This window comes from Microbacterium thalassium (assembly GCF_014208045.1).
In the GTDB taxonomy this organism is placed as follows: Bacteria; Actinomycetota; Actinomycetes; order Actinomycetales; family Microbacteriaceae; genus Microbacterium; species Microbacterium thalassium.
The window spans coordinates 2,464,247-2,485,890 of record NZ_JACHML010000001.1 but is presented as its reverse complement, the minus strand read 5'-3'; the positions used below and the strand labels follow the sequence as shown (position 1 = coordinate 2,485,890).

General features: G+C 71.1%; 17 protein-coding genes, 1 tRNA gene and 1 other RNA gene. 12 read left to right on the top strand and 7 right to left on the bottom strand.

The genetic code is table 11. The features are described 5' to 3' along the window. The first annotated feature begins 18 nt into the window (after window positions 1-18). From HD594_RS11425 to rnpB, 4 genes are all read left to right on the top strand, one after another. A tRNA-Val gene (locus HD594_RS11425) sits at window positions 19-91 on the top strand. Between the two features lie 36 nt (window positions 92-127). Then, a complete protein-coding gene (locus tag HD594_RS11420; protein WP_184751076.1) occupies window positions 128-859 on the top strand; it encodes a zinc ribbon domain-containing protein in 732 nt (243 codons plus the stop codon). A 24-nt stretch (window positions 860-883) separates the two neighbouring features. Beyond that, window positions 884-2,602 (top strand): bifunctional 3'-5' exonuclease/DNA polymerase, encoded by a 1,719-nt coding sequence (locus HD594_RS11415; protein WP_184751075.1) that lies wholly within the window; start codon window positions 884-886, stop codon window positions 2,600-2,602. Window positions 2,603-2,646: 44 nt separating this feature from the next. Next, an RNA gene (rnpB, locus tag HD594_RS11410) (RNase P RNA component class A) lies at window positions 2,647-3,013 on the top strand. Window positions 3,014-3,024: 11 nt separating this feature from the next. On the opposite strand, the gene ppgK is transcribed toward rnpB, so the two are convergent. Continuing rightward, on the bottom strand, window positions 3,025-3,789 hold the full coding sequence (gene ppgK, locus HD594_RS11405; protein ID WP_184751074.1) for a polyphosphate--glucose phosphotransferase: 765 nt from the start codon (window positions 3,787-3,789) through the stop codon (window positions 3,025-3,027). Window positions 3,790-3,905: 116 nt separating this feature from the next. On the opposite strand from ppgK, the gene HD594_RS11400 reads away from it, so the two are divergent. The 3 genes from HD594_RS11400 to HD594_RS11390 all read left to right on the top strand — a co-directional run bounded on the left by HD594_RS11400 (window position 3,906) and on the right by HD594_RS11390 (window position 8,491). Next, window positions 3,906-4,055: an SPOR domain-containing protein gene (locus HD594_RS11400; RefSeq protein WP_221446921.1), complete on the top strand. Its 150-nt coding sequence runs from the start codon at window positions 3,906-3,908 to the stop codon at window positions 4,053-4,055. Window positions 4,056-4,140: 85 nt separating this feature from the next. Next, window positions 4,141-5,478, top strand: coding sequence for a glutamine synthetase family protein (locus HD594_RS11395; protein WP_184751072.1), 1,338 nt, complete (start codon window positions 4,141-4,143; stop codon window positions 5,476-5,478). A gap of 10 nt (window positions 5,479-5,488) precedes the next feature. Then, window positions 5,489-8,491, top strand: coding sequence for a bifunctional [glutamine synthetase] adenylyltransferase/[glutamine synthetase]-adenylyl-L-tyrosine phosphorylase (locus tag HD594_RS11390; protein ID WP_184751071.1), 3,003 nt, complete (start codon window positions 5,489-5,491; stop codon window positions 8,489-8,491). Window positions 8,492-8,603: 112 nt separating this feature from the next. Here the strand turns inward: HD594_RS11390 and glnA are convergent, their stop codons facing one another. After that, window positions 8,604-10,028 (bottom strand): type I glutamate--ammonia ligase, encoded by a 1,425-nt coding sequence (gene glnA / locus HD594_RS11385; protein ID WP_184751070.1) that lies wholly within the window; start codon window positions 10,026-10,028, stop codon window positions 8,604-8,606. 134 nt (window positions 10,029-10,162) lie between these two features. On the opposite strand from glnA, the gene HD594_RS11380 reads away from it, so the two are divergent. After that, window positions 10,163-10,555, top strand: a complete 393-nt coding sequence (locus HD594_RS11380; protein ID WP_271171203.1) for an RDD family protein — start codon at window positions 10,163-10,165, stop codon at window positions 10,553-10,555. Window positions 10,556-10,577: 22 nt separating this feature from the next. Here HD594_RS11380 and HD594_RS11375 read toward each other — a convergent pair whose 3' ends face one another. Beyond that, the gene (locus HD594_RS11375; protein WP_184751068.1) at window positions 10,578-11,288 is read right to left on the bottom strand and encodes a DUF4191 domain-containing protein; all 711 of its coding nucleotides are present in this window, start codon (window positions 11,286-11,288) and stop codon (window positions 10,578-10,580) included. 123 nt (window positions 11,289-11,411) lie between these two features. On the opposite strand from HD594_RS11375, the gene HD594_RS11370 reads away from it, so the two are divergent. Beyond that, window positions 11,412-12,701 (top strand): hypothetical protein, encoded by a 1,290-nt coding sequence (locus HD594_RS11370; RefSeq protein WP_184751067.1) that lies wholly within the window; start codon window positions 11,412-11,414, stop codon window positions 12,699-12,701. A gap of 1 nt (window position 12,702) precedes the next feature. Here the strand turns inward: HD594_RS11370 and sucB are convergent, their stop codons facing one another. The 3 genes from sucB to HD594_RS11355 form a co-directional block, all read right to left on the bottom strand. Then, window positions 12,703-14,379, bottom strand: coding sequence for a 2-oxoglutarate dehydrogenase, E2 component, dihydrolipoamide succinyltransferase (gene sucB, locus HD594_RS11365; RefSeq protein WP_184751066.1), 1,677 nt, complete (start codon window positions 14,377-14,379; stop codon window positions 12,703-12,705). Window positions 14,380-14,443: 64 nt separating this feature from the next. Next, window positions 14,444-15,817 (bottom strand): dihydrolipoyl dehydrogenase, encoded by a 1,374-nt coding sequence (lpdA, locus tag HD594_RS11360; RefSeq protein WP_184751065.1) that lies wholly within the window; start codon window positions 15,815-15,817, stop codon window positions 14,444-14,446. Next, entirely contained in the window at window positions 15,814-17,289 is a 1,476-nt protein-coding gene (locus tag HD594_RS11355) for a leucyl aminopeptidase (RefSeq protein WP_184751064.1), read from the bottom strand. The genes lpdA and HD594_RS11355 overlap by 4 nt, the downstream gene beginning before the upstream one ends. 85 nt (window positions 17,290-17,374) lie before the next feature. On the opposite strand from HD594_RS11355, the gene HD594_RS11350 reads away from it, so the two are divergent. From HD594_RS11350 to HD594_RS11340, 3 genes are all read left to right on the top strand, one after another. Then, window positions 17,375-18,298 carry a proteasome assembly chaperone family protein gene (locus HD594_RS11350; RefSeq protein ID WP_184751063.1) on the top strand — a complete coding sequence of 308 codons (924 nt, stop codon included), beginning with the start codon at window positions 17,375-17,377 and terminating at the stop codon, window positions 18,296-18,298. A 211-nt stretch (window positions 18,299-18,509) separates the two neighbouring features. Continuing rightward, window positions 18,510-19,832: an RNA polymerase sigma factor gene (locus tag HD594_RS11345; RefSeq protein WP_184751062.1), complete on the top strand. Its 1,323-nt coding sequence runs from the start codon at window positions 18,510-18,512 to the stop codon at window positions 19,830-19,832. Then, on the top strand, window positions 19,829-20,527 hold the full coding sequence (locus HD594_RS11340) for a coenzyme F420-0:L-glutamate ligase (RefSeq protein ID WP_184751061.1): 699 nt from the start codon (window positions 19,829-19,831) through the stop codon (window positions 20,525-20,527). The genes HD594_RS11345 and HD594_RS11340 overlap by 4 nt, the downstream gene beginning before the upstream one ends. 61 nt (window positions 20,528-20,588) lie before the next feature. Here HD594_RS11340 and HD594_RS11335 read toward each other — a convergent pair whose 3' ends face one another. After that, window positions 20,589-21,605 (bottom strand): sugar-transfer associated ATP-grasp domain-containing protein, encoded by a 1,017-nt coding sequence (locus HD594_RS11335; RefSeq protein WP_184751060.1) that lies wholly within the window; start codon window positions 21,603-21,605, stop codon window positions 20,589-20,591. Window positions 21,606-21,644 lie beyond the last annotated feature (39 nt).

Sequence of the window (21,644 nt, the reverse complement as noted above, 5' to 3'; positions counted from 1 at the left end):
CTCGTACAATCCCAGTGGGGGCCTTTAGCTCAGCTGGTAGAGCGCCACGTTTACACCGTGGATGTCGTCGGTTCGATCCCGGCAGGGCCCACGTTGCGATCCCGGTGCGCGGGGTAGGTTTGGTTGCGTGAACGCCAGCCCCGAAGATCAGCGCCGCCTGCTCGACCTCGCCGACCTCGATGAGCGCATCCGTCGCGCCGAGGGCGCCCGGAAGAACCCGCCGCAGGCTGCTCGCGTACAGGAGCTGCTGGCTCAGCGGCAGACGCTGTCGCAGGAGCTGTCCGTGCGGATGGGCGCACGCGACGATCTGCGCACCGAGCTCAAGCGCATCGAGTCCGACGTGGACGTCGTCGACGCACGCGCCAAGCGCGACGCGGAGCGGCTGCAGGCATCGTCGAACCCGAAGGAGGCGCAGAGCCTCGAGCACGAGCTGGCCTCGCTCGCACGCCGCAAGAGCGACCTCGAGGACGCCGAGCTGGTCGTCATGGAGAAGCTCGAAGAGGCCGACGCGGCGGTCGCCGAGCAGGAGCAGCTGATCGCTCAGACCAACGCCGAGGGCGCCGAACTCAGCGCGGCCGCCAAGAGCCACGTCGCGCAGGCGACGGCGGATGCCGAGGCCGCCGGTCGCGACCGCGTGGCCGTCGCCGCGTCCATCCCCGACGCGCTGGTGTCGATGTACGAGCGCATCGCCGCGCGCGGTGTCGGCGCGGCCGCGCTGGTCCGCCGCACGTGCGAGGGTTGCCGGATGGTCCTCTCGGGCACCGACCTGAGCACGCTGGGGCGTGCCGCCGAGGATGCCGTCGTCACGTGCCCCGAGTGCGGCTGCATCCTCGTGCGCGGCGAAGATTCGGGGTTGTGACCGGCGTGATCACGCCGCCGCACCGTGGGTGATCCCGCCTTCGCCGTCCTCGGGCGCGACGGGAGGGTGATCGACGCGGCGCTGACCGACGACACGGGCGGCGCGGTGGAACGGGTCCGGCTCGACGACGACACGCTGCCGGGGTGGGTGCGCGACCGCGAGTCGGCGGGGAGGATCCGCTGGGTCTGGAACGACACCGCACGCTGGTATCCCCGACTCCTGCGGGCCGGTGTGACCGTCGCGCGGTGCTGGGACCTGCGGCTCGGCCACGCGATCCTGCGCTGGGCGCAGTCCGTGCCCGCCGACGACCCGGTCCGCACGGCCGGGCCGTGGGCTTCCGCGAGCGCTGATCCGGCCGCCGAGCCCGACAGCCCCGCGCTGTTCGAGTGGGACGGCGGCGCCGGCGCGCACACCGGACTTCCGTCCGGACTCGACGCCGCCCTCGCCGAATGGCGGTCCCAGGAGGCCGCGGTGCGCCGCAGCGAGGATCCCGCCCGCCTGCGCCTGCTCCTGGCGGCGGAGTCCGCCGGCGGGCTCCTGGCATCGGAGCTGACCGCGGCGGGCGTCCCCTGGGACGTGGCGGAGCACGAGCGCGTGCTCACCACGGCCCTCGGCGAGATCGGTCCGGGTGGCCGGCCCCGACGGCTCGAGGAGCTCGCAGCCGGCATCCGCACCGCACTCGGCGACCCGGCTCTGAATCCGGACTCTCCGCCGCAGCTGCTGCGGTCGCTGCGCCGGGCCGGCATCACGGTTCAGACGACGGGGCGCTGGGAGCTCGCCCAGCACGAGCACCCCGCCATCGCCCCGCTGCTCGAGTACAAGAAGCTGGCGCGTCTGCTCACCGCCAACGGCTGGGCGTGGCTGGACGAGTGGGTGCGCGACGGGCGCTTCCGGCCGGTGTACGTGCCCGGGGGCGTCGTCACGGGTCGCTGGGCGTCGTCGGGCGGCGGTGCGCTCCAGATCCCGCGTCAGCTCCGCCAGGCCGTGCGCGCGGATCCGGGATGGAAGCTGGTCGTCGCCGACGTCGCGCAGCTCGAGCCGCGCGTTCTCGCCGGCATGAGCTCGGATGCGTCTCTCGCGCAGGCGGCGCGCGGCCGCGACCTGTACGCCGGCATCGTCGAGGCCACCGCGATCGCGACGCGACCCGAGGCCAAGGTCGCGATGCTCGGCGCGATGTACGGCGCGACCACGGGGGACTCCGGCCGGCTCGTCCCGCATCTGCGCCGGTCGTTCCCCCGGGCGATGCGGCTGGTCGACGATGCGGCGCGGATCGGCGAGGACGGCGGCGCGGTCTCGACCTGGCTCGGGCGGACCTCCCCGCCCCCCGACGAGCGGTGGCGGGGCGTGCAGCGACGCGCCAGCGAGGCGGGCGCGACGGCTGCCGACATCGACCGTGCGCGACGCGCGGCCCGCGACCGCGGCAGGTTCACACGCAACTTCGTGGTGCAGGGGACGGCGGCCGAATGGGCGCTGGCCTGGCTCGCCGACCTGCGGGGGCGCCTTTCGGCGCTGCCGGCGGCGTCGGCATCCGCTCCCGGGTCCGGCCCCGTCTTCTCGACGCGCGCGCACGCGGCGTTCTTCCTCCACGACGAGGTGATCGTGCACACGCCCGCCGAACTCGCCGACGACGTCGCCGCGGCCGTGCAGGCGTCGGCGGCGGAGGCCGCGCGTCTGCTGTTCGGCGACTTCCCGCTCGACTTCCCGCTGGACGTGCGGATCGCGGACGCCGCCGACAAGGCCTGACCGGGCGCTTGCCCAGGTGCCGCGACTAGAATCGAGACCGCGAATGGGTCGGCCGGACGGTCGCGTCGCGAGCGGTTCGCCGCTTCGCGCCGAGGAACGTCCGGGCTCCGCAGGGCAGGGCGGTGGGTAACACCCACCCGGAGCGATCCGCGAGACAGTGCCACAGAGAGCAGACCGCCGGGCAGCGCCCGGTAAGGGTGAAAGGGCGGTGTAAGAGACCACCGGGGTCGCGGTGACGCGACCCGCATGGCAAACCTCGCCCGGAGCAAGGCCAGACAGGGGATGACGACGCGGCCCGCCGAGTCCCCGGGTAGGCCGCTGGAGCGGCACGGCAACGTGTCGCCGAGAGAGATGACCGTCGACGGGGCGTCAGCCCCCGAACAGAACCCGGCGTACAGGCCGGCCCATTCGCCCTCCTGCGGTCAGCCGTGCAGCGCCAGTGCCGCGGCGCCGATGATGCCCGCGTTGTTGCGGTGCACCGCCGGCACGATCGGCGTCTTCAGCTTGAGCAGCGGCAGGAACTTGTCGGCGTGCTTGGACACGCCGCCGCCCACGACGAACAGGTCGGGGCTGAAGAGGAACTCGATGTGGCCGTAGTACCACTGCAGGCGCTTGGCCCACTTCTCCCACGTCAGGTTCTCGCGCTCCTTCGCGGAGTACGCGGCATACGCCTCGGCGTCCTTGCCGTGCTTCGCGCGCGCGACGTGGCCGAGTTCGGAGTTCGGGATGAGCACGCCGTCGTAGAGCAGCGCGGAGCCGATGCCGGTGCCGAGGGTCGTGAGGATCGTGAGACCCCCCTGACCGTGCGCCGCGCCGAAGCGCAGTTCGGCGACGCCTGCGACGTCGGCGTCGTTCGCGAAGTGGATCTCGCGGCCGAGGCCGTCCTCGAAGAACTTCTCGGCCTCGAAGTCGATCCACCGGTCGGACACGTTCGCCGCCGACAGGGTGCGGCCGTGCTTGACGATCGCCGGGAAGGCCACACCGAGGGGCACATCGGCATCCGACACGTGCAGCCGCTCCAGGACGAGGTGGACCGCCGCGAGCACGTCCTTCGGCTCCGCACCCCGCGGGGTCGGGACCTTCACACGGTCAGACAGCAGTTCGCCGTGCTCGAGATCCACCAACGCGCCCTTGATGCCGGTTCCGCCGATGTCGATGCCGACCGCGCGAGCCCCCTGTGATGTCATGTGCCCAGCCTAGCCAGCAGGCGGCCCGTCATCAGTAGGATCGGAGGCGTCGGGACGACGATGCCCCCGGATGGGAGGACCCTGTGACTTCGGACAGTGAGAAGTACTGGTACAACATGACCACCGGCGAGGTCGAGTTCGGCTACGCCTCGCCCGCGATCGACCGGGCGGGCCCGTTCGACACGGCCGAGGAGGCCGCACGCGCACCCGAGATCCTGCGCGAGCGCGCCCGGGCGTGGGCCGAAGAGGACGCGCAGGAGGACTGACCTCCCCTCGCACGCGTGTGCGGCGGGGACGGGTGCGCGCGGCGAGTAGTCTGGCGGGAGCCGATGCGGCTCGAGAGAGGATGCGATGGACAAGCAGCGGGACTTCGTGCTCCGGACGATCGAGGAGCGAGGCGTCAAGTTCGTGCGTCTGTGGTTCACGGACGTGACGGGCACGCTCAAGTCGGTCGCCATCGCCCCCGCCGAGGTCGAGGGCGCCTTCACCGAGGGGCTGGGCTTCGACGGCTCCGCGATCGAGGGTCTCACGAGGTCCTACGAGTCGGACCTGCTGGCCCACCCGGACCCGACGACGTTCCAGACCCTCCCGTGGCGCGGCGAGATCGACCCGACCGCGCGCATGTTCTGCGACATCACGACGCCCGACGGCCAGCCCGCGGTGGCCGATCCGCGCAACGTCCTCAAGCGCGCGCTGGCGAAGGCCGCGGACGCGGGGTTCACGTTCTACACGCATCCCGAGATCGAGTTCTATCTGCTGAAGTCCTCGCAGTACGGCCCCGAGGGGCCGATCCCCGTGGACTCCGCGGGCTACTTCGACAACGTCCCCGGCGGGACGGCCCATGACTTCCGGCGCCGCTCGGTGCGGATGCTCGAGGATCTGGGCATCTCGGTCGAGTTCAGCCACCACGAGGGCGGGCCCGGCCAGAACGAGATCGACCTGCGGTACGCCGACGCCCTGGCGACGGCCGACAACATCATGACGTTCCGCACCGTCATCAAGGAGGTGGCGATCGAGCAGGGCGTCTACGCGACCTTCATGCCCAAGCCTCTGAGCGGCCAGCCCGGCAGCGGGATGCACACCCACATGTCGCTGTTCGAGGCCGACGTCAACGCCTTCTACGAGGAGGGCGCGCAGTACCAGCTGTCGAAGGTCGGCCGTCAGTTCATCGCCGGCCTGCTGCGGCACGCCAACGAGATCGCCGCGGTCACGAACCAGTTCGTCAACTCGTACAAGCGCATCTGGGGCGGCGACGAGGCGCCGAGCTTCATCTGCTGGGGTCACAACAACCGCTCCGCGCTGGTGCGGGTGCCGCTCTACAAGCCCAACAAGGGCCAGTCGTCGCGGGTCGAGTACCGCGGCCTGGACTCGGCCGCGAACCCGTACCTCGCCTACGCGCTCATGCTCGCCGCGGGGCTGAAGGGCATCGAGGAGGAGTACGAGCTGCCGCTCGAGGCCGAGGACAACGTGTGGTCCCTCACGGACTCGGAGCGTCGCGCGCTCGGCTACGCTCCGCTGCCCGCGAGCCTCGACCACGCGCTGGAGTTCATGGAGGAGTCCGAGCTCGTCGCCGAGACGCTGGGCGAGCAGGTGTTCAACCACGTGCTGCTCAACAAGCGCCGCGAATGGCAGCAGTACCGCTCTCAGGTCACCCCCTTCGAACTGAAGAGCAACCTCGAGATGCTCTGACCGCCGGCACATGACTGCCAGCGATCGCTCCTCGTCGCTCACACGGCTCGCGCGGCTGGGCTTCAGCCGCCTGGCCGAGGCCGACGGTCTGCTCACCGAGCTCTCCGACGCGACCGGCGTCGGACGCGACATGCTGTGCGAGCACTCCCCGACGGCCGCCGACCCCGACGCGGCGCTGATCGCGCTCGAACGGATCGTCCGACGTGATCCTCGCGCGCTCGCGCCGCTGGGGTCCGACGACGACGCGTGGCGGGCGCTCTGGGCACTGCTGGGCGCCTCGACGGGGTTCGCCGACTTCTATGTGCGGCATCCGGAGGAGATCGCCGACATCGTCGTGCGGGGGCGCTACCTGCCGACGGGCGACGAGCTGCGCGAGACCCTGCTCGAAGCGGTGGACGACGAGGACGGCTTCGCCGCCGACGGGGGAGAGGCGTCTTGGATCGCACTGCGGGTGCGCTACCGGCGCATGCTGGCGCGCATCGCGGCCTACGACCTGCTGGAGCCGTCGGCGGTCGATGCGCTGCCGGCCGTCGCCGCCGCGCTGGCGGATGCCGCCGCCGCCGCGCTCGAGGCGTCGCTGAGCGTCGCGCGCACGCGTGTCACGCGCGGCGGAGCGGGCGCGGGGCTGTTCCCCCGCGAGGAGGTCGCGGCGACGAGGCTCGCCGTCATCGGCATGGGCAAGACCGGCGCGCGCGAGCTGAACTACGTCAGCGACGTCGACGTGATCTTCGTGGCCGACGCAGATCCGGAGGCGACCGTCGACCCGGGCGAATCGCGGGTGGTGGACATCGCCACGCGGCTCGCGGTCCAGCTGATGCGGGGCATCTCGGAGGTCGAGGTGGAACCGCCGCTCTGGGAGGTCGACGCGAACCTGCGCCCCGAGGGCAAGCAGGGCGCGCTGGTGCGCACCCTGGACTCCCACCTGTCGTACTACGAGCGGTGGGCCAAGAGCTGGGAGTTCCAGGCGCTCCTGAAGGCCCGCCCGATCGCAGGCAGCCGCGAGCTCGGCGACGCATATGTCGCGGCCGTCCAGCCGAAGGTGTGGACGAGCGCCGCGCGGGAGAACTTCGTCGACTCGGTTCAGCGCATGCGCGAGCGCGTCACCGAGCACATTCCGGCCGCCGACGTGCCGTACCAGATCAAGCTCGGTCCGGGCGGCATCCGCGACATCGAGTTCACCGTGCAGCTGCTGCAGCTCGTCCACGGGCTCACCGACGAGGACATCCGCCAGCGGGGCACCCTCGACGCGCTGGACGCCCTCGTCGCCCAGGGGTACATCGGACGCGCCGAGGCGTCCGCGTTCTCGGACCACTATCGCGTGCTGCGGGTGCTCGAGCATCGCGTGCAGCTGCGCGGGCTCCGCCGCACGCACCTCATGCCCGCCAAGCCCGAGGACAGACGGATCCTCGCCCGCGCGACCGGACTGGCGTCCTCGGGCGACGCCGTGTGGGAGCTGTGGGAGCGCACCAAGCGCGACGTCCGCGAGATCCACGTGCGGCTGTTCTACCGCCCCCTGCTGGCGGCTGTGGCCTCGCTCCCCGAAGAGGAGCGCGTGATCTCGCCCGAGCAGGCGCACGACCGCCTCGCGGCCATCGGCTTCACCGATCCGGCCGGCGCGCTGCGGCACATCGGCGCGCTCACGAGCGGCATCAGCCGCAAGGTGGTCATCCAGCGGCACCTGATGCCGGTGATGATCCGATGGTTCGCCGACGGCGTGGACCCCGACTACGGTCTGCTCGCGTTCCGCCGGCTCAGCGAGCGGCTGGGCGACACCCCGTGGTTCCTGCGGATGCTGCGCGACTCGTCCGGGGCGGCCGAGAGCCTCACACGCGTGCTCTCGGGCTCGCGGTACATCGGCGAGCTCATGGAGTGGATCCCGGAGTCGGCCGCGTGGCTCGATGATGAGGAGCAGCTGGTGCCGCGGACGGGTGTCGCGCTGCAGCAGGAGGCTCGTGCGATCCAGACGCGCCATCAGACGGTCGACGATGCGATGCGCGCGGTGCGCGCGCTGCGCCGTCGGGAGCTGCTGCGGACCGCGATCGCGGGCATGGTCGGCGTGGCGACCATCGAGGACGTCGCCCGTTCGCTGACGACGATCACCGAGGTCACCATCCAGGCGGCGCTGCGCGCGGTCCGCCGAGAGGTCGTCCCGCCCGAGGACGCCGAGCTCGACTTCTCGGTGATCGCGATGGGCCGCTTCGGCGGGAGTGAACTCGGATTCGGGTCGGATGCGGATGTCCTCTACGTGTACCGCGCGAACGGCGTCGATCCCGAGCGGGCCGGGCGACTCGCCACGCGCATCGTCCAGGAGCTGCGACGGCATTCCGAGGACCACCGCGTCCCGCTCGACCTGGATGCCGACCTGCGCCCCGAGGGCCGCAGCGGCCCGATGGTGCGGTCGCTCGACAGCTACACCGAGTACTACCATCGCTGGTCGCTGTCCTGGGAGGCCCAGGCGCTCCTGCGGGCGCGGGGCGCCGCCGGCAGCGTCAAGCTGATCCGCGACTTCATGGCGTTGGCCGACGAGGTGCGCTATCCGGCCGCCGCCGACCCGCAGGGACTGCGCGAGATCAAGCGCATCAAGGCGCGGGTCGAGAACGAGCGTCTGCCGCAGGGCGTCGATCCGCGACGGCATCTCAAGCTCGGCCCCGGTTCGCTCTCGGATGTCGAGTGGCTGGTGCAGATGCTCCAGCTCCAGCACGCCCACCGCATCCCCGAGATGCGGACGACCTCGACGATGGCGGCGCTGCGCGCGGCGGAGGCGGCGGGGATCGTCGCCCCCAGTGACGCGGAGCGGCTCTCCTCGGCGTGGCGCCTGGCCAGTCGCCTGCGGTCGGCGAACACCCTCCTGTCGGGGCAGACCAGCGACGTGCTGCCGACCGACAGGGTGCGGCTGGACGGCATCGGTCGCCTGCTGGAGTATCCGCCCCGCTCGGCGACGCAGGTCGAGGAGGCCTACATGGGGGCGACGCGGCGCGCACGGCGCGTCTTCGAGAAGCTCTTCTACGGCTGACGGGAACCGCTCGCCCGGCGCCGCGTGCGTCCGAGCGGGGGAGATGTCGCGCGCACGCCGAAGGGGCCCCGGTCGTGAAACCGGGGCCCCTTCGGGAGTGCTGTCGAGCGACTCAGACGCCGAAGTACAGCTCGAACTCGAACGGGTGCGGACGCTGCGCGAGCGGCTGGATCTCGTTCTCGATCTTGTACTCGATCCACGTCTCGATCAGCTCGGGCGTGAACACGTTGCCGCGCGTCAGGAACTCGTTGTCGGCGCGGAGCGCCTCGAGCGAGTCCAGAAGCGAGTTCGGCACCTGCGGGATGTTCTTGGCCTCCTCGGGCGGCAGCTCGTAGAGGTCCTTGTCCACCGGCTCGTGCGGCTCGATGCGGTTGATGATGCCGTCGATGCCGGCCATCATCTGCGCGGCGAACGCGAGGTACGGGTTGCCCGAGGCGTCGGGCGCACGGAACTCGATGCGCTTGGCCTTGGGGTTGGTGCCCGTGATCGGGATGCGGATGGCAGCCGAGCGGTTGCCGGCCGAGTACACCAGGTTGACCGGAGCCTCGAAGCCCTTCACCAGACGGTGGTAGCTGTTGAGGGTCGGGTTGGTGAACGCGAGGACGGCCGGCGCGTGCGCCAGCAGACCGCCGATGTACCAGCGGGCGAGGTCCGACAGACCGCCGTAGCCCTTCTCGTCGTAGAAGAGGGGCTTGCCGTCGAGCCACAGCGACTGGTGGGTGTGCATGCCCGAGCCGTTGTCGCCGAAGAGCGGCTTGGGCATGAAGGTCGCGACCTTGCCCCACTGCTCGGCGACGTTCTTCACGATGTACTTGAACTTCAGGATGTCGTCCGCGGCGTGGACCATCGTGTCGAACTTGTAGTTGATCTCCTGCTGGCCGCCGGTGCCCACCTCGTGGTGCGCACGCTCCAGCTCGAGGCCGCCCTCGATCAGCTTGAGGCTGATGTCGTCGCGGAGGTCCGCCGTCTTGTCGACGGGGGAGACGGGGAAGTAGCCGCCCTTGTAGGGGGTCTTGTTGGCGAGGTTGCCGCCCTCTTCCACGCGGCCGGTGTTCCAGGCGCCTTCCTCGGAGTCGACCGAGTAGAAGCTGGAGTTCTGCTTCACCTCGTAGCGGACGTCGTCGAAGATGTAGAACTCGGCCTCGGGGGCGAAGAACGCCGTGTCGGCGATGCCGGTCGAAGCGAGGTACTTCTCGGCCTTCTTCGCGACCTGGCGCGGGTCCTTCGCGTAGATCTCGCCGTTGCGCGGGTTGTAGATGTCGAAGACCATCACGAGGGTCTTCGCCTCGCGGAACGGGTCGAGGTAGGCGGTCGAGACATCCGGGATCAGCTGCATGTCCGACTCGTGGATGTTGGCGAATCCACGGATGGAGGAACCGTCGAACAGCTGTCCGACGGTGAAGAACTCCTCGTCCACGGTGGAGGCCGGGATGTTGAAGTGCTGCTGCACACCAGGGAGATCCGTGAAACGGATGTCGAGGAACTTGACGTCCTCGTCCTTGATGAACTTCAGCACCTCGGATGAATCACTGAACATGAACTCTCCAGAGGTCTGGGCATCGGGAAGTGCCGCCCGCAAAGCGAGCTTGCAGGAAACGTACCGGTGGGGCATTGCCCGACAGTGACCGGTTTGTTTCGAGCATGTTACACCGGCCTGAGTACGCTGAGGAGGTGACACAGGTCCCCCAGGATTACCCCGGAGAACGGCTCGGACTGCCTCGTGAAGGATCCGGCTCGATCGGGCGGCTCGGCCGGCGCGTCGCGGCCCTCTTCTTCGACTACGGCGCCGCGTACCTCATCTCAGGATTCTTCGGCTGGGATCCGCTGGCGATCCTCGCGATCTTCGCGATCATCCAGATCGCGTTCATCCCGACGGTCCAGGGGAGCCCCGGGCACCGGATCTTCGGACTGCGCCTGCAGCGCGTCGACGGCGGGTGGGTCGGGCTGTGGCGACCGATCGTGCGCACGGCGCTGCTGATCATCGTGATCCCCGCCGCCATCTGGGACGCGGATCAGCGCGGACTGCACGACAAGGCGGCCGGGACGGTCCTCGTCCGGGCGTGAGCGGCGAACCGGCGGCGGGGGCTCAGCGGGGACGCTGAGCGCGCACGCGCTGCGGGTCGATCCCCTTGGGGATCGGCAGCGACGTCACGGACTGCGAGACCGAGTCGATGCGCTTGATGACGGCGGCCATCGTGGCCCGGTCGATCTTCTTCGGCAGCTTCTTGATGGTCGGCGCCAGCTTCGAGATCGGGACCTCGTCCTCGCCGTGGCCGACGTACAGGACGGTGACGGGGACGCCCTGCGCGACGCGCTGGGCCTTGGATCGCTCGTCGTTCACGAGACGCGTCAGGCGTCCGCGGGCGCCTTCGCCGACGATGACGACGCCGCCGCGGCCGATCGCACGGTAGACGGCCTCCTGCGTCTTGGGGTTCACGCCCACCGGCATGTCGCTGGCCTGCCACTTGCGCCCCAGCGCCGTCGACATGACATGCCCCGCCGCCCCGGGCATGCCGTCGATCTGGCGGTACATCGCGATGGTCGACAGGCGCGTCATGATCATGGGCGAGCCGAGGATGCCGGCCATGAGGCCGGTGACGCCCCACAGGATGACGGTCCAGACCGCGACGGGCGGGATGAGGAATCCGATGCCGACGCCGGCGCCGGTGCCGAGCACGAGGATGCCCGCGAGGAGGAACGGCAGCCAGCCGAAGGTCTTCTGCGTGAAGGTGTAGAGGGTGCGGATCTGAGCGAAGAAGCCCGGCCGCTTCTCGGGTGCGGTACTGCGTGCTGCCATACCCTCCAGACTACCTTTTCCCGTCGCATCGCTGCTTCCTCCCCACAGACTCCGTGCGGCCGGATCATCCACAGGAGCACCGTGCCGGATCTCCCGCGGGCGTCAGCGCGGGACGGTGGGGGCATGACCGAGCACCCGTCTCCGCTGGCGCCCTATCGCACGCTGCGGCATCTCACGGCGGGTCGGGACGCGCCGTACGGCGGCATCCTGGTCCGGCACGGCGACGAGGACCCCTGTGTGATGGTCGATGGCCTCTCCTGCGGCGCGGACTGGCCCGGGTGGCGCGCCGAGCCGCAGGGGCACGTTCTCGCACCGGTCGACGTCGTGCGACGCGCCGGCGGTCACGACGTCGTGCTGCCGCACTGCCCCGAGACCGTCGACGGGTTCCTCGACCGGCGCGAGCGAGCCCTCCGTCCGCTCCGACTCGGGGAGGCGGTCACGCTCGCGGTCAGCGTACTGCGCGGCATCGCGGACCTCGAACCGGCTGCGCGACACGCGCGGGCGCAGTGGTGGCTCACCGCCGACGGCCGACCGGTGCTCGTCGCCGACGTCGGGGGCGCGTCGGCCCTCGACGCATGCTCCGGGCTGCTGACCAGGATCTCCCCGGACCCCGACGCCGACACCTGGTCACGGGTCCGCGCGACGCTGGGCGCCGAGCGCATCTCGGCGCGTGATCTCGACGAAGCCGAAGCCCTGCTGTTCGCGTCGGCGCCGGCGGAGCCGCTGCGAACCGACTCCCTGGAACCTCGGCTCGCGAGATCGCTGCAGACGCTCCCGGGCGGCGCCGACCCCGTCACATCCTCCGAGGACGCCGCGACCGCCGACGGCTGGCTGTCCCGTGCGGCGCGATCCGTCGACGCGGACGCCGCAGACGTCCTCTCGCGGATCACGACGGCGGTCTGGCGGTCGGCCCGCCGTGCGCCGCAGCGTCGCCGCGCATGGGCGGTGGCGACGGGAGCGGCCGCGCTCGTCCTGCTCGGCGGGCTGCTGTGGCCCGAGCCCGGAAGCGGTCGTGGCGCGGCGGACGCCCTGGAGCCGACGGTGGCCGAAAGCGGCGAGGCGGCGGTCGAAGCCGCCGACCTCGCGCCGATCGCGAGCGACGCCGACCCTCAGACGGATCTCGCGACCGCCACCCAGCGGCTGCTGGACGCGCGCATCCTGTGCGACGCGCACCCGACCTGTCTCGAGACGGTGCAGACGGACCCGTCCCGGCGGTTCGGCCCCGGGCCGGTCGACCTGGCCGGCGCCGACCGGCGGGCCGACCTGCTGGAGGACTTCGGGGATGTCGCGGTCGTCCGCATCACGGCGTCCGACGGCGCGGAGCCCGCCCAGATCGCCGTCATCGTCCGCCAGGAAGACCGATGGCTGCTGCGCGACGTTCACGACGTCGCGCAGCAGCCATCGGAGGGCTGACTCAGATGCCGAGCTGGGCGGCGAACTCCGCGTTCTCGAGGCGGGACTTGACGGCACTCAGGAAGCGCGCGGCGTCGGCGCCGTCGATGATGCGGTGGTCGTACGAGAGCGCGAGGTACACGTACGAGCGCACGGCGATGGCGTCCTGCCCGCCGACCTTCACCAGACCGGGGCGCTTCACGACCGTCCCGGTGCCGAGGATCGCCGACTGCGGGAGGAACACGACCGGCGTGTCGAACAGCGCGCCGCGCGAGCCGGTGTTGGTGAGCGTGAAGGTTCCGCCGGCGAGCTCGTCCGGCTTCAGCTTGTTGTCACGCGTGCGTGCCGCGAGGTCCGCGATCTCGTGGGCGATCTCGGCGAGGTTCTTGCTCGCGGCGTCGCGGAGGACCGGCGTGAGCAGGCCGCGCTCGGTGTCGACGGCGATGGAGAGGTTCTCGGTCGCCGGGTAGACGATCTGGTCTCCGTCGACGGTCGCGTTGATCACCGGATAGGCCTGGAGGGCCTCGGCGGCGGCGAGGGCGAAGAACGGCAGGAACGACAGCTTGTCGCCGGTCTTGGCGAGGAAGTCGGCCTTGACGCTGTCGCGGTACGCCGAGACGTTCGTCACGTCGACCTCGACCACCGTCGTCAGCTGCGCGGTGGCCTGCATCGAGGCGACGGCGCGCTCCGCCAGCACCTTGCGCAGACGCGACATCGGCTGCGTGGTGCCGCGCAGCGGCGAGACCTCGACGACCGGAGCCGCGGCGGGCGCCTCCGCGGCCGGCGCGGGCGCCTCCGCGGCCTTCAGGACGTCCTCCTTGCGGATGCGTCCCCCGACCCCGGTGCCGGTGACCGAGGCGAGGTCGACGCCCTGCTGCTGGGCGAGACGACGCACCAGCGGAGTGACGTAGGTGACCTGCTCGTCGGCGGCGGGCTCGGCGGCCGGTGCGGGCGCAGGAGCCGGTGCGGCGGCCGGAGCGGGAGCGGCGGCCGGTGCAGGGGCGGGCTCGGGCGCCGGAGCGGGCTCGGGCGCTGCCGCGGGGGCGGGCTCGGGCGCTGCCGCGGGGGCGGGCTCGGCGGGGGCGGCGGCTGCCGCGTCGCCGATGCGCGCCAGCACCGAGCCGACCGCGACCGTCTCGTCTTCGGCGACCAGGATCTCCTGCAGCGTGCCGGCGATCGGCGACGGGATCTCGGTGTCGACCTTGTCGGTCGAGATCTCCAGCAGCGGTTCGTCGACCGCGACGTCCTCGCCGACCTGCTTGAGCCAGCGGGTCACGGTGCCCTCGGTCACGGACTCGCCCAGTTCGGGGAGCACGACGTCCTTGCCGCCCGAGGCGGCGGGCGCGGCGGCGGGCGCGGGCTCCGCGGGGGCCGGCTCTGCGGCGGGTGCGGGAGCCGGCTCGGGCTCCGCGGCGGGCGCTGGAGCGGCCTCGGCGGCCGGCGCCGGAGCGGCGGCGGCCGAGCCGTCGCCGATCTTGGCGAGCACGGCGCCCACCTCGACCGTCTCGTCCTCCTGGACGAGGATCTCTTCGATCACGCCGCCGACGGGCGAGGGAATCTCGGTGTCGACCTTGTCGGTCGAGATCTCGAGCAGTCCTTCGTCGGCCTCGACGGTGTCGCCGACCTGCTTGAGCCAGCGGGTGACCGTTCCCTCGGTGACGCTCTCGCCGAGCGCGGGGAGGACCACAGAAGTGCTCATGGGGATGTCTCCTTCAGGATTCCTGATTGGTGTCTAGCTTAGTGATGCGAACGATGCCGCGACGTCACAGCGCGTGCAGGGGCTTGCCTGCCAGCGCGAGGAACGCTTCGCCGAGGGCTTCGCTCTGGGTGGGGTGTGCATGGATGAACGGTGCGATGTCCTCGGGATGGGCCTCCCACCCGATGGCGAGCTGCGCCTCCGTGATGAGTTCGCCGACGCGGTCGCCCACGAGGTGGACCCCGACGACGGGCCCGTCGACCCGGCGGACGACCTTGATGATGCCCGCCGTGCCGAGGATCTCGCTCTTGCCGTTGCCGGCGAGGTTGTACTCGTACGCGTGCACCGCGTCGGCGCCGAACGACTCCGCCGCGGCGGCCTCCGTGAGCCCGACCGAGGCGACCTCGGGGGAGCAGTATGCCACCTTCGGGATCATCTCATCGGCGACGAGCACCGGCGCGAGGCCCGCGATCTCCTCGGCGACGAAGATCCCCTGCTGGAACCCCCGGTGGGCCAGCTGGGGACCGGGGACGATGTCGCCGACGGCCCACACGTGCGCGGCGCCCGTGCGCAGCCGGTCGTCGGTGCGCACGAAGCCGCGCTCGAGCTCGATGCCGGCATCCTCGAATCCCATGCCGGCCGTGGCGGGGCCGCGCCCCACGGCCACGAGCAGCACGTCCGCCGTGAGGCTGGTGCCGTCGGCGAGCTCGACGCTCACCGCGTCCGCGGTCTGGCTCGCCGAGCCGAAGCGCACGCCGAGACGCTGCGTGATGCCCCGTCGCCGGAACGCGCGCTCCAGAGCCTTGCTCGAGGCGACGTCCTCGGCCGGGAGCAGGTGGTCGAGCGCTTCGACGATCGTGACGTCCACGCCGAAGGAGCGCCAGATGCTCGCGAACTCGACGCCGATGACGCCGCCGCCGAGGATGATCGCGCTGCGGGGGACCTCCTCGAGGTCGAGCGCGTGCTCGCTGGCGATGATGCGGCCGCCGAGCTCGAGGCCGGGCAGCGTCCTGCTGGTGGAGCCGGTCGCGAGGACCACGTCCGCGCCGGTGTAGGTGTCCTCTCCCACGCGCACCCGCGGGCCGGGCTCGAGGCGGCCCTCGCCTGCCACGACGGTGATGCCGCGCGCTTTGATGAGTCCTTCGAGGCCCTTGTGCTTCTTGTGCACGATGCCTTCGCGATACGAGCGGACCGCGGCCGCGTCCACGCCCTCGAAGGACGTGCGGATGCCGATGGCCGAGCCGTGCCGAGCCGACTCCGCAACTTCGGCCGCGTGGAGCAGCGCCTTGGTCGGGATGCACCCGCGGTGCAGGCAGGTGCCGCCGACCAGCGACTTCTCGATCAGGGCCACCGATCGCCCGAGTTCGGCCGCGCGCAGCGCCGCGGCGTACCCGCCGCTTCCCCCGCCGAGCACGACCAGGTCGAAGGCGTGATCGCTCATGCGGGGCGCTCGGTCGTGAGGAACCGGATGAGGCTGCGGACCGACGCCGCGGTCGGCCCCTTCTCGGTGTAGCCGTACGGGCCGCCCTTGTTCCAGCCCGCGCCGGCGATGTCCAGGTGCACCCACGGGATCCGCGGCGCGTCTTCGCCGTCGTCGACGCGGCCGACGAAGTGGCGCAGGAAGAGTCCCGCGAACATCGATCCGCCCGCGGTGTCGCCGATCTTGGCGTTCTGGAGGTCCGCGATGGGCGAGTCCAGCTCCTCGACCATGTGATCGGGCAGCGGCAGCTGCCACGCGAGCTCGCCGACGTCGGCGGCGGCCGCCAGATACTCGGCGACGGCCGCGTCGTCGCCCATGACGCCGGTGTGGCGCGTTCCCAGGGCGACCGTGATCGCGCCGGTCAGGGTGGCGACGTCGACGATCGCGTCCGGCTTCTCGCGGCTCGCGGCGACGAGACCGTCGGCGAGCACGAGCCGGCCCTCGGCATCCGTGTTGAGGACCTCCACGGTCGTCCCGTCGGCCATCCGCAGCACATCGCCCGGGCGGGTGGCGCGCCCGGACGGCATGTTGTCGGCGACGCACAGCCAGGCCGTGACGGCGACCGGTGCGCCCACCGAGGCGACCGCGCGCAGGACGGCCAGCACAGTGGCGGCGCCGGCCATGTCGTACTTCATGCCCACCATCGACGACGACGGCTTGAGCGAGAGACCGCCGGTGTCGAACGTGATGCCCTTGCCGACGAGCGCGACGTGGCGCGGCGCGCCCTCGGGCGCATACGCGAGACGGATCAGGCGCGGCGGGCGATCCGAGCCCTGCCCGACGCCGAGGATGCCTCCGAAGCCGCCGGCGCGCAGGGCGCTCTCGTCGTAGACCTCGACCGTCACGGGCAGTCCGTCGACGGCCTGCTCGGCGCGCACCGCGAAATCGGCCGGGCCGAGCCACTCGGCCGGGATCGACACGAGGTCCTTGACGAGCGCGACCGCGTCCGATTCGGCGCGGACGGCGTCCAGCGCGTCGGCGTCCGGGGCATCGTCGCCGTGCACCAACACGGCGGAGGCGCGGGGCTTCGGCGCCTCCGACTTGTAGCCGTCGAACCGGTAGCCGCCCAGCGCGGCTCCCTCGGCGACGGCGCGCCACAGCGCGGGCGCGGCCGGTGCGGCGACCGAGACCTTCTCGAACCCGGTGAGCGTGCGGACGGCGGCTCCGACGGCGAGGCGGACGGCCGTGGCGTCGGGGTCGGCCCCCGTGCCGACGACCGCGATGGGGAGCGTCGTGGCCTCGGGCGCGTAGACGCGCTGGAAGGACGACGGTGCGCCGGTGAACCCGGTCGCCTCGAGAGCGGCGGCCAGCCCCGGCCAGTCGGACAGGACCTCCTCGGGGATCTCGGAGAGCGGCGGCAGCGCCAGCAGGAGGGCGTCTGCGTCGGACTCTCGAATGGGCTCGGTGCGGTACTCGAGGTCGGGGAGCGACATGACTCCCATCCTAGGGACGTCGTGTTCGCTGAGAGCGGGACGTCACGCCGACCGAGGTCCGCGCCCGGCTCGTAGCATTGAAGACATGCCGTTCCCGGGACCGATCTTCGAGCGCGCGGCGACGGCTCCGCCGGTGCCGCGGGGTCTGCCGCTGGTGATCGCGCTGACCGGATTCACCGACGCGGGCAGCGCCGTGAGCCAGGTCGTGTCGTTCGTGCGCGACGATCTGGATCCGACGCCGCTGGCGGTGTTCGCCAACGACACGCTGCTGGACTACCGGGCGCGCCGCCCGATCGTCGCCTTCGACAAGGACCACCTGAGCGACTTCCGTCCCGCGCGGCTCGAGCTCTCGCTCGCGCACGACAGCGTGGGGCAGCCGTTCCTGGTGCTCGCCGGCTACGAGCCGGACTTCGCCTGGGATGCGTTCACGCAGGCCGTGCTCCAGCTGTGCGCGGAGTACGAGGTCTCGACGGTGACGTGGGTCCATGCCATCCCGATGCCGGTGCCCCACACGCGGCCGCTCGGCACCACGGTGAGCGGCACGCGCACCGAGCTCACGGCGGCGCACTCGGTGTGGCAGCCGCAGACCGAGGTCCCCGCGACCGCCGGGCACCTCATCGAGTACCGGCTCGCGGCCTCGAGCACGCCGGTGGCCTCGTTCGTCCTGCTCGTGCCCCATTACCTCGCCGACACGGAGTACCCGGCGGCCGCTCTGGCGGCGCTGGACTCGCTCACCGCGGCCACCGGCCTCGTCTTCAACGGGGACGCGCTGCGCGAAGAGAACAAGGACTACCTCACGAAGGTCGACGAGCAGGTCGTGGCCAGCGAGGAGCTCACGCGCATGGTCGAGCAGCTCGAGGAGCGCTACGACTCCTACATGGCCGGATCCACCAACGCCACGGCGATGGTGCACACCGGCGATCTTCCCAGCGCGGATGAGCTCGCCGCCGAACTCGAGCGGTTCCTGGCCACGCGGCCTTCGCCCGACGAGGACCCGTTCGGCTCCTGAGGGAATTCCGTCGACGCGCCGGGCGTTGGAAGACACAAGGCGCGCGGACGCTTCACCGTGCCCGCGCGACGAGTATGCGATAATGGACGCTCTGACCCGTTGTCAACCGTGTCGTGACCGCTTCGTGCGGCTCGGGGGGACTTGACAAGGGTCTTACTAGTGTCCGAAGACGACCGGCGAGGGTTCGGGAACCGTCGGTGAAAGGCGAGACGTGACTCCAGGCACGAACACCAAGGCACGCACAGCGGCAGCGAAGGACACCGAGACGGACGACGTCGAGGCGACCGAGACGACGACGACGGCCAAGAAGGCGCCGGCCGCCACGTCGGGGACTGCCAAGAAGGCGCCCGCGCGCAAGGCCAAGGCGTCTCCGAAGACGGCCGCCAAGAAGAAGAAGAGCGACGCCGAGGACGAGGACGACGAAGTCGGCGTCGAGGCCGCCGACGCCGCCGAGGGCGACTCGAGCGACGCCGGAAAGGGCGGCGCCAAGGGCTCGTCCGACGATGACGACGACGACAGCGCCCCGAAGCCGGCGGTCGAGCCGCTTCCGACCGGCGCGATCGTCATCCGCTCGGGCGACGAGGACGAGGTCCCCGTCTACTCCACGACCATCACCGGCGCCACGGCCGACCCGGTCAAGGACTACCTGAAGCAGATCGGCAAGGTTCCGCTGCTGAACGCGGCCGAAGAGGTCGAGCTGGCGATGCGCATCGAAGCGGGCCTGTTCGCCGAGGAGAAGCTGTCGCACATGTCGGCGGCCGAGAAGTCCTCGCAGCTCGGGCTCGACCTGCAGTGGGTCGCCCGCGACGGCCAGCGCGCGAAGAGCCACCTGCTGGGCGCCAACCTGCGCCTGGTCGTGTCGCTCGCCAAGCGCTACACCGGCCGCGGCATGCAGTTCCTGGACCTCATCCAGGAGGGCAACCTGGGCCTCATCCGCGCGGTGGAGAAGTTCGACTACACCAAGGGCTTCAAGTTCTCGACGTACGCGACGTGGTGGATCCGCCAGGCGATCACCCGTGCCATGGCCGACCAGGCCCGCACCATCCGCATCCCCGTCCACATGGTCGAGGTCATCAACAAGCTCGCGCGCGTGCAGCGCCAGATGCTCCAGGACCTGGGCCGCGAGCCCACGCCCGAGGAGCTCAGCCGCGAGCTCGACATGACCCCCGAGAAGGTCATCGAGGTGCAGAAGTACGGCCGCGAGCCGATCTCGCTGCACACGCCCCTCGGCGAGGACGGCGACAGCGAGTTCGGCGACCTGATCGAGGACACCGACGCGGTGGTCCCCGCCGACGCGGTGGGCTTCACGATGCTGCAGCGCCAGCTCGAGTCGCTGCTGGACTCGCTGTCCGAGCGCGAGGCGGGCGTCATCCGCATGCGCTTCGGTCTCGGCGACGGCCAGCCCAAGACGCTGGACCAGATCGGCGACACGTTCGGCGTGACGCGCGAGCGCATCCGACAGATCGAGTCGAAGACCATGGCCAAGCTCCGTCACCCGTCGCGGTCGCAGTCGCTGCGGGACTACCTCGAGTGAGCGCGCAGGCCAACGCCGGCAAGGCGCTCGAGATCCAGGTCGACGGCTCGTCGTACCAGCGCATTCCGATCCGCACGCGGGTCGTCATGCCCGGAGACGACCTCGAGGCGTTCATCACCGACTACGCTCCCGCCGTCGTCCAGCCCGGCGACATCCTGTTCGTGACCGAGAAGATCGTCGCGATCACGCAGGGCCGCTCGTACCTCGTGGAGGAGATCCAGCCCCGCAAGCTCGCGTTCTTCCTGTCGAAGTACGTCACGCGCACGCCGTACGGCATCGGCCTCGGCATGCCCGAGACGATGGAGATGGCGCTGCGCGAGTGCGGCACGCCCCGCATCCTGTTCGCCGCGGCGGTCTCGGCCGTCACCAAGGCATTCGGCCGCAAGGGCGACTTCTACCGCATCGCCGGCGACAAGGCGCGCGCCATCGACGGCCCCACCAGCGGCACCATCCCGCCGTACAACAAGGCGGTCGTGCTGGGCCCGAGCAAGCCGCGCGAGGTCGCACGACACCTGCAGACGCTGCTCGCGAGCGGCGTCGAGGTGGCGGTCGTGGACATCAACGACCTCGGCGGCAACATCCTCGGCTCGACGCTCGACGCGGCGGGGGAGAAGCGCCTGGTCCAGATCCTGGGCGACAACCCGCTCGGCCAGGGCCACCAGTCGACGCCCCTCGGCGTCGTCCGCCCCGCCTGACAACTCAGACGATGCAGCCCCGGTCCCGCTTCGGCGGGCCGGGGCTGTTTCGCGTCGATGCTCAGAACCCGATGGCGTCGCGGTAGCGCTGCTTGTGCCCGGTGCGGATGCCGGTGACGCTGGGCTTGTTCTCGTAGACGCCCGCGCCCCAGTTGCCCTCGACGAGCACGGGGCCGTCCGGCGTCACGACGATGTCCCAGCCGACGTACTGCACCTGCGGGACGACGCGCGCGACCTCATCGACGAACGCCGTGACCTCGTCGACCATGGGCAGCTGGAAGTCGGCGATGCGCAGTCCCGAGTCCGGGTGCACCTCGTGGACGTGGGCGTGGGAGTCGTAGCCCGGGCCGACCGCGTGGCCGTTCTCGTCGAGCATCGTGTAGAACCCGCCGAACGTCATCTGGTCGCTGACCTCACCGCGGCCGAACTTCTGCGCCATGGCGAGGATGTGGGTCTTCTCACCGTCGAAGAACGCCGTCACGCGGGTCGTGTTGACCGTCCCCGGGCACACCGCCGCGAGATCGGCGTGCTGGCGGATGACCTCTTCGATGAGGAGCTCCCCGCGCTCGAGGAGCCCACGGTGGAAGGCGTCCCAGTCGTCGATCTCTGCCGCGTGGTAGCGGTGCACACCCGTTCCCGCCTGACCGATGGGCTCCTTGGTCACGACGGTGCCCAGACGCTCCACGAAGGCGCGCACGGCGTCGGCGTTGCCCTCCTCGACGACCATCCAGTCCCGGCGGAGGAATTCCGAGAACTCGCGGTCGAACGCGAGCTTGTCGTGGAAGATGTGCCGGTAGGCGGGGTCGTCGAACCTCTGGGACAGCTCGTTCGAGACCGGGTGCGTCATGTAGGTGGCGCGCTCGGCGGCGCTGAGGATGGCGAAGTCGTAGTCGACGTAGTCCTGGAACCCGACCTGACGGAACCCGGCCGACCAGAGCATGTCGACGAGGACCGCCGCCATCCACTTGCCGTGCTGCTCGCTGGTCTCCTTCGCACGCTCCCACACCGAGCCGACGTCGATGCGGCGGGCGCGTGCGGCCAGGTAGCGGAGGCGGGGAGCGAGGCCGAGCGTGGGCATGGGTCTCCAAAGTCGAGGATGGGGGACCCGGATAGTCTA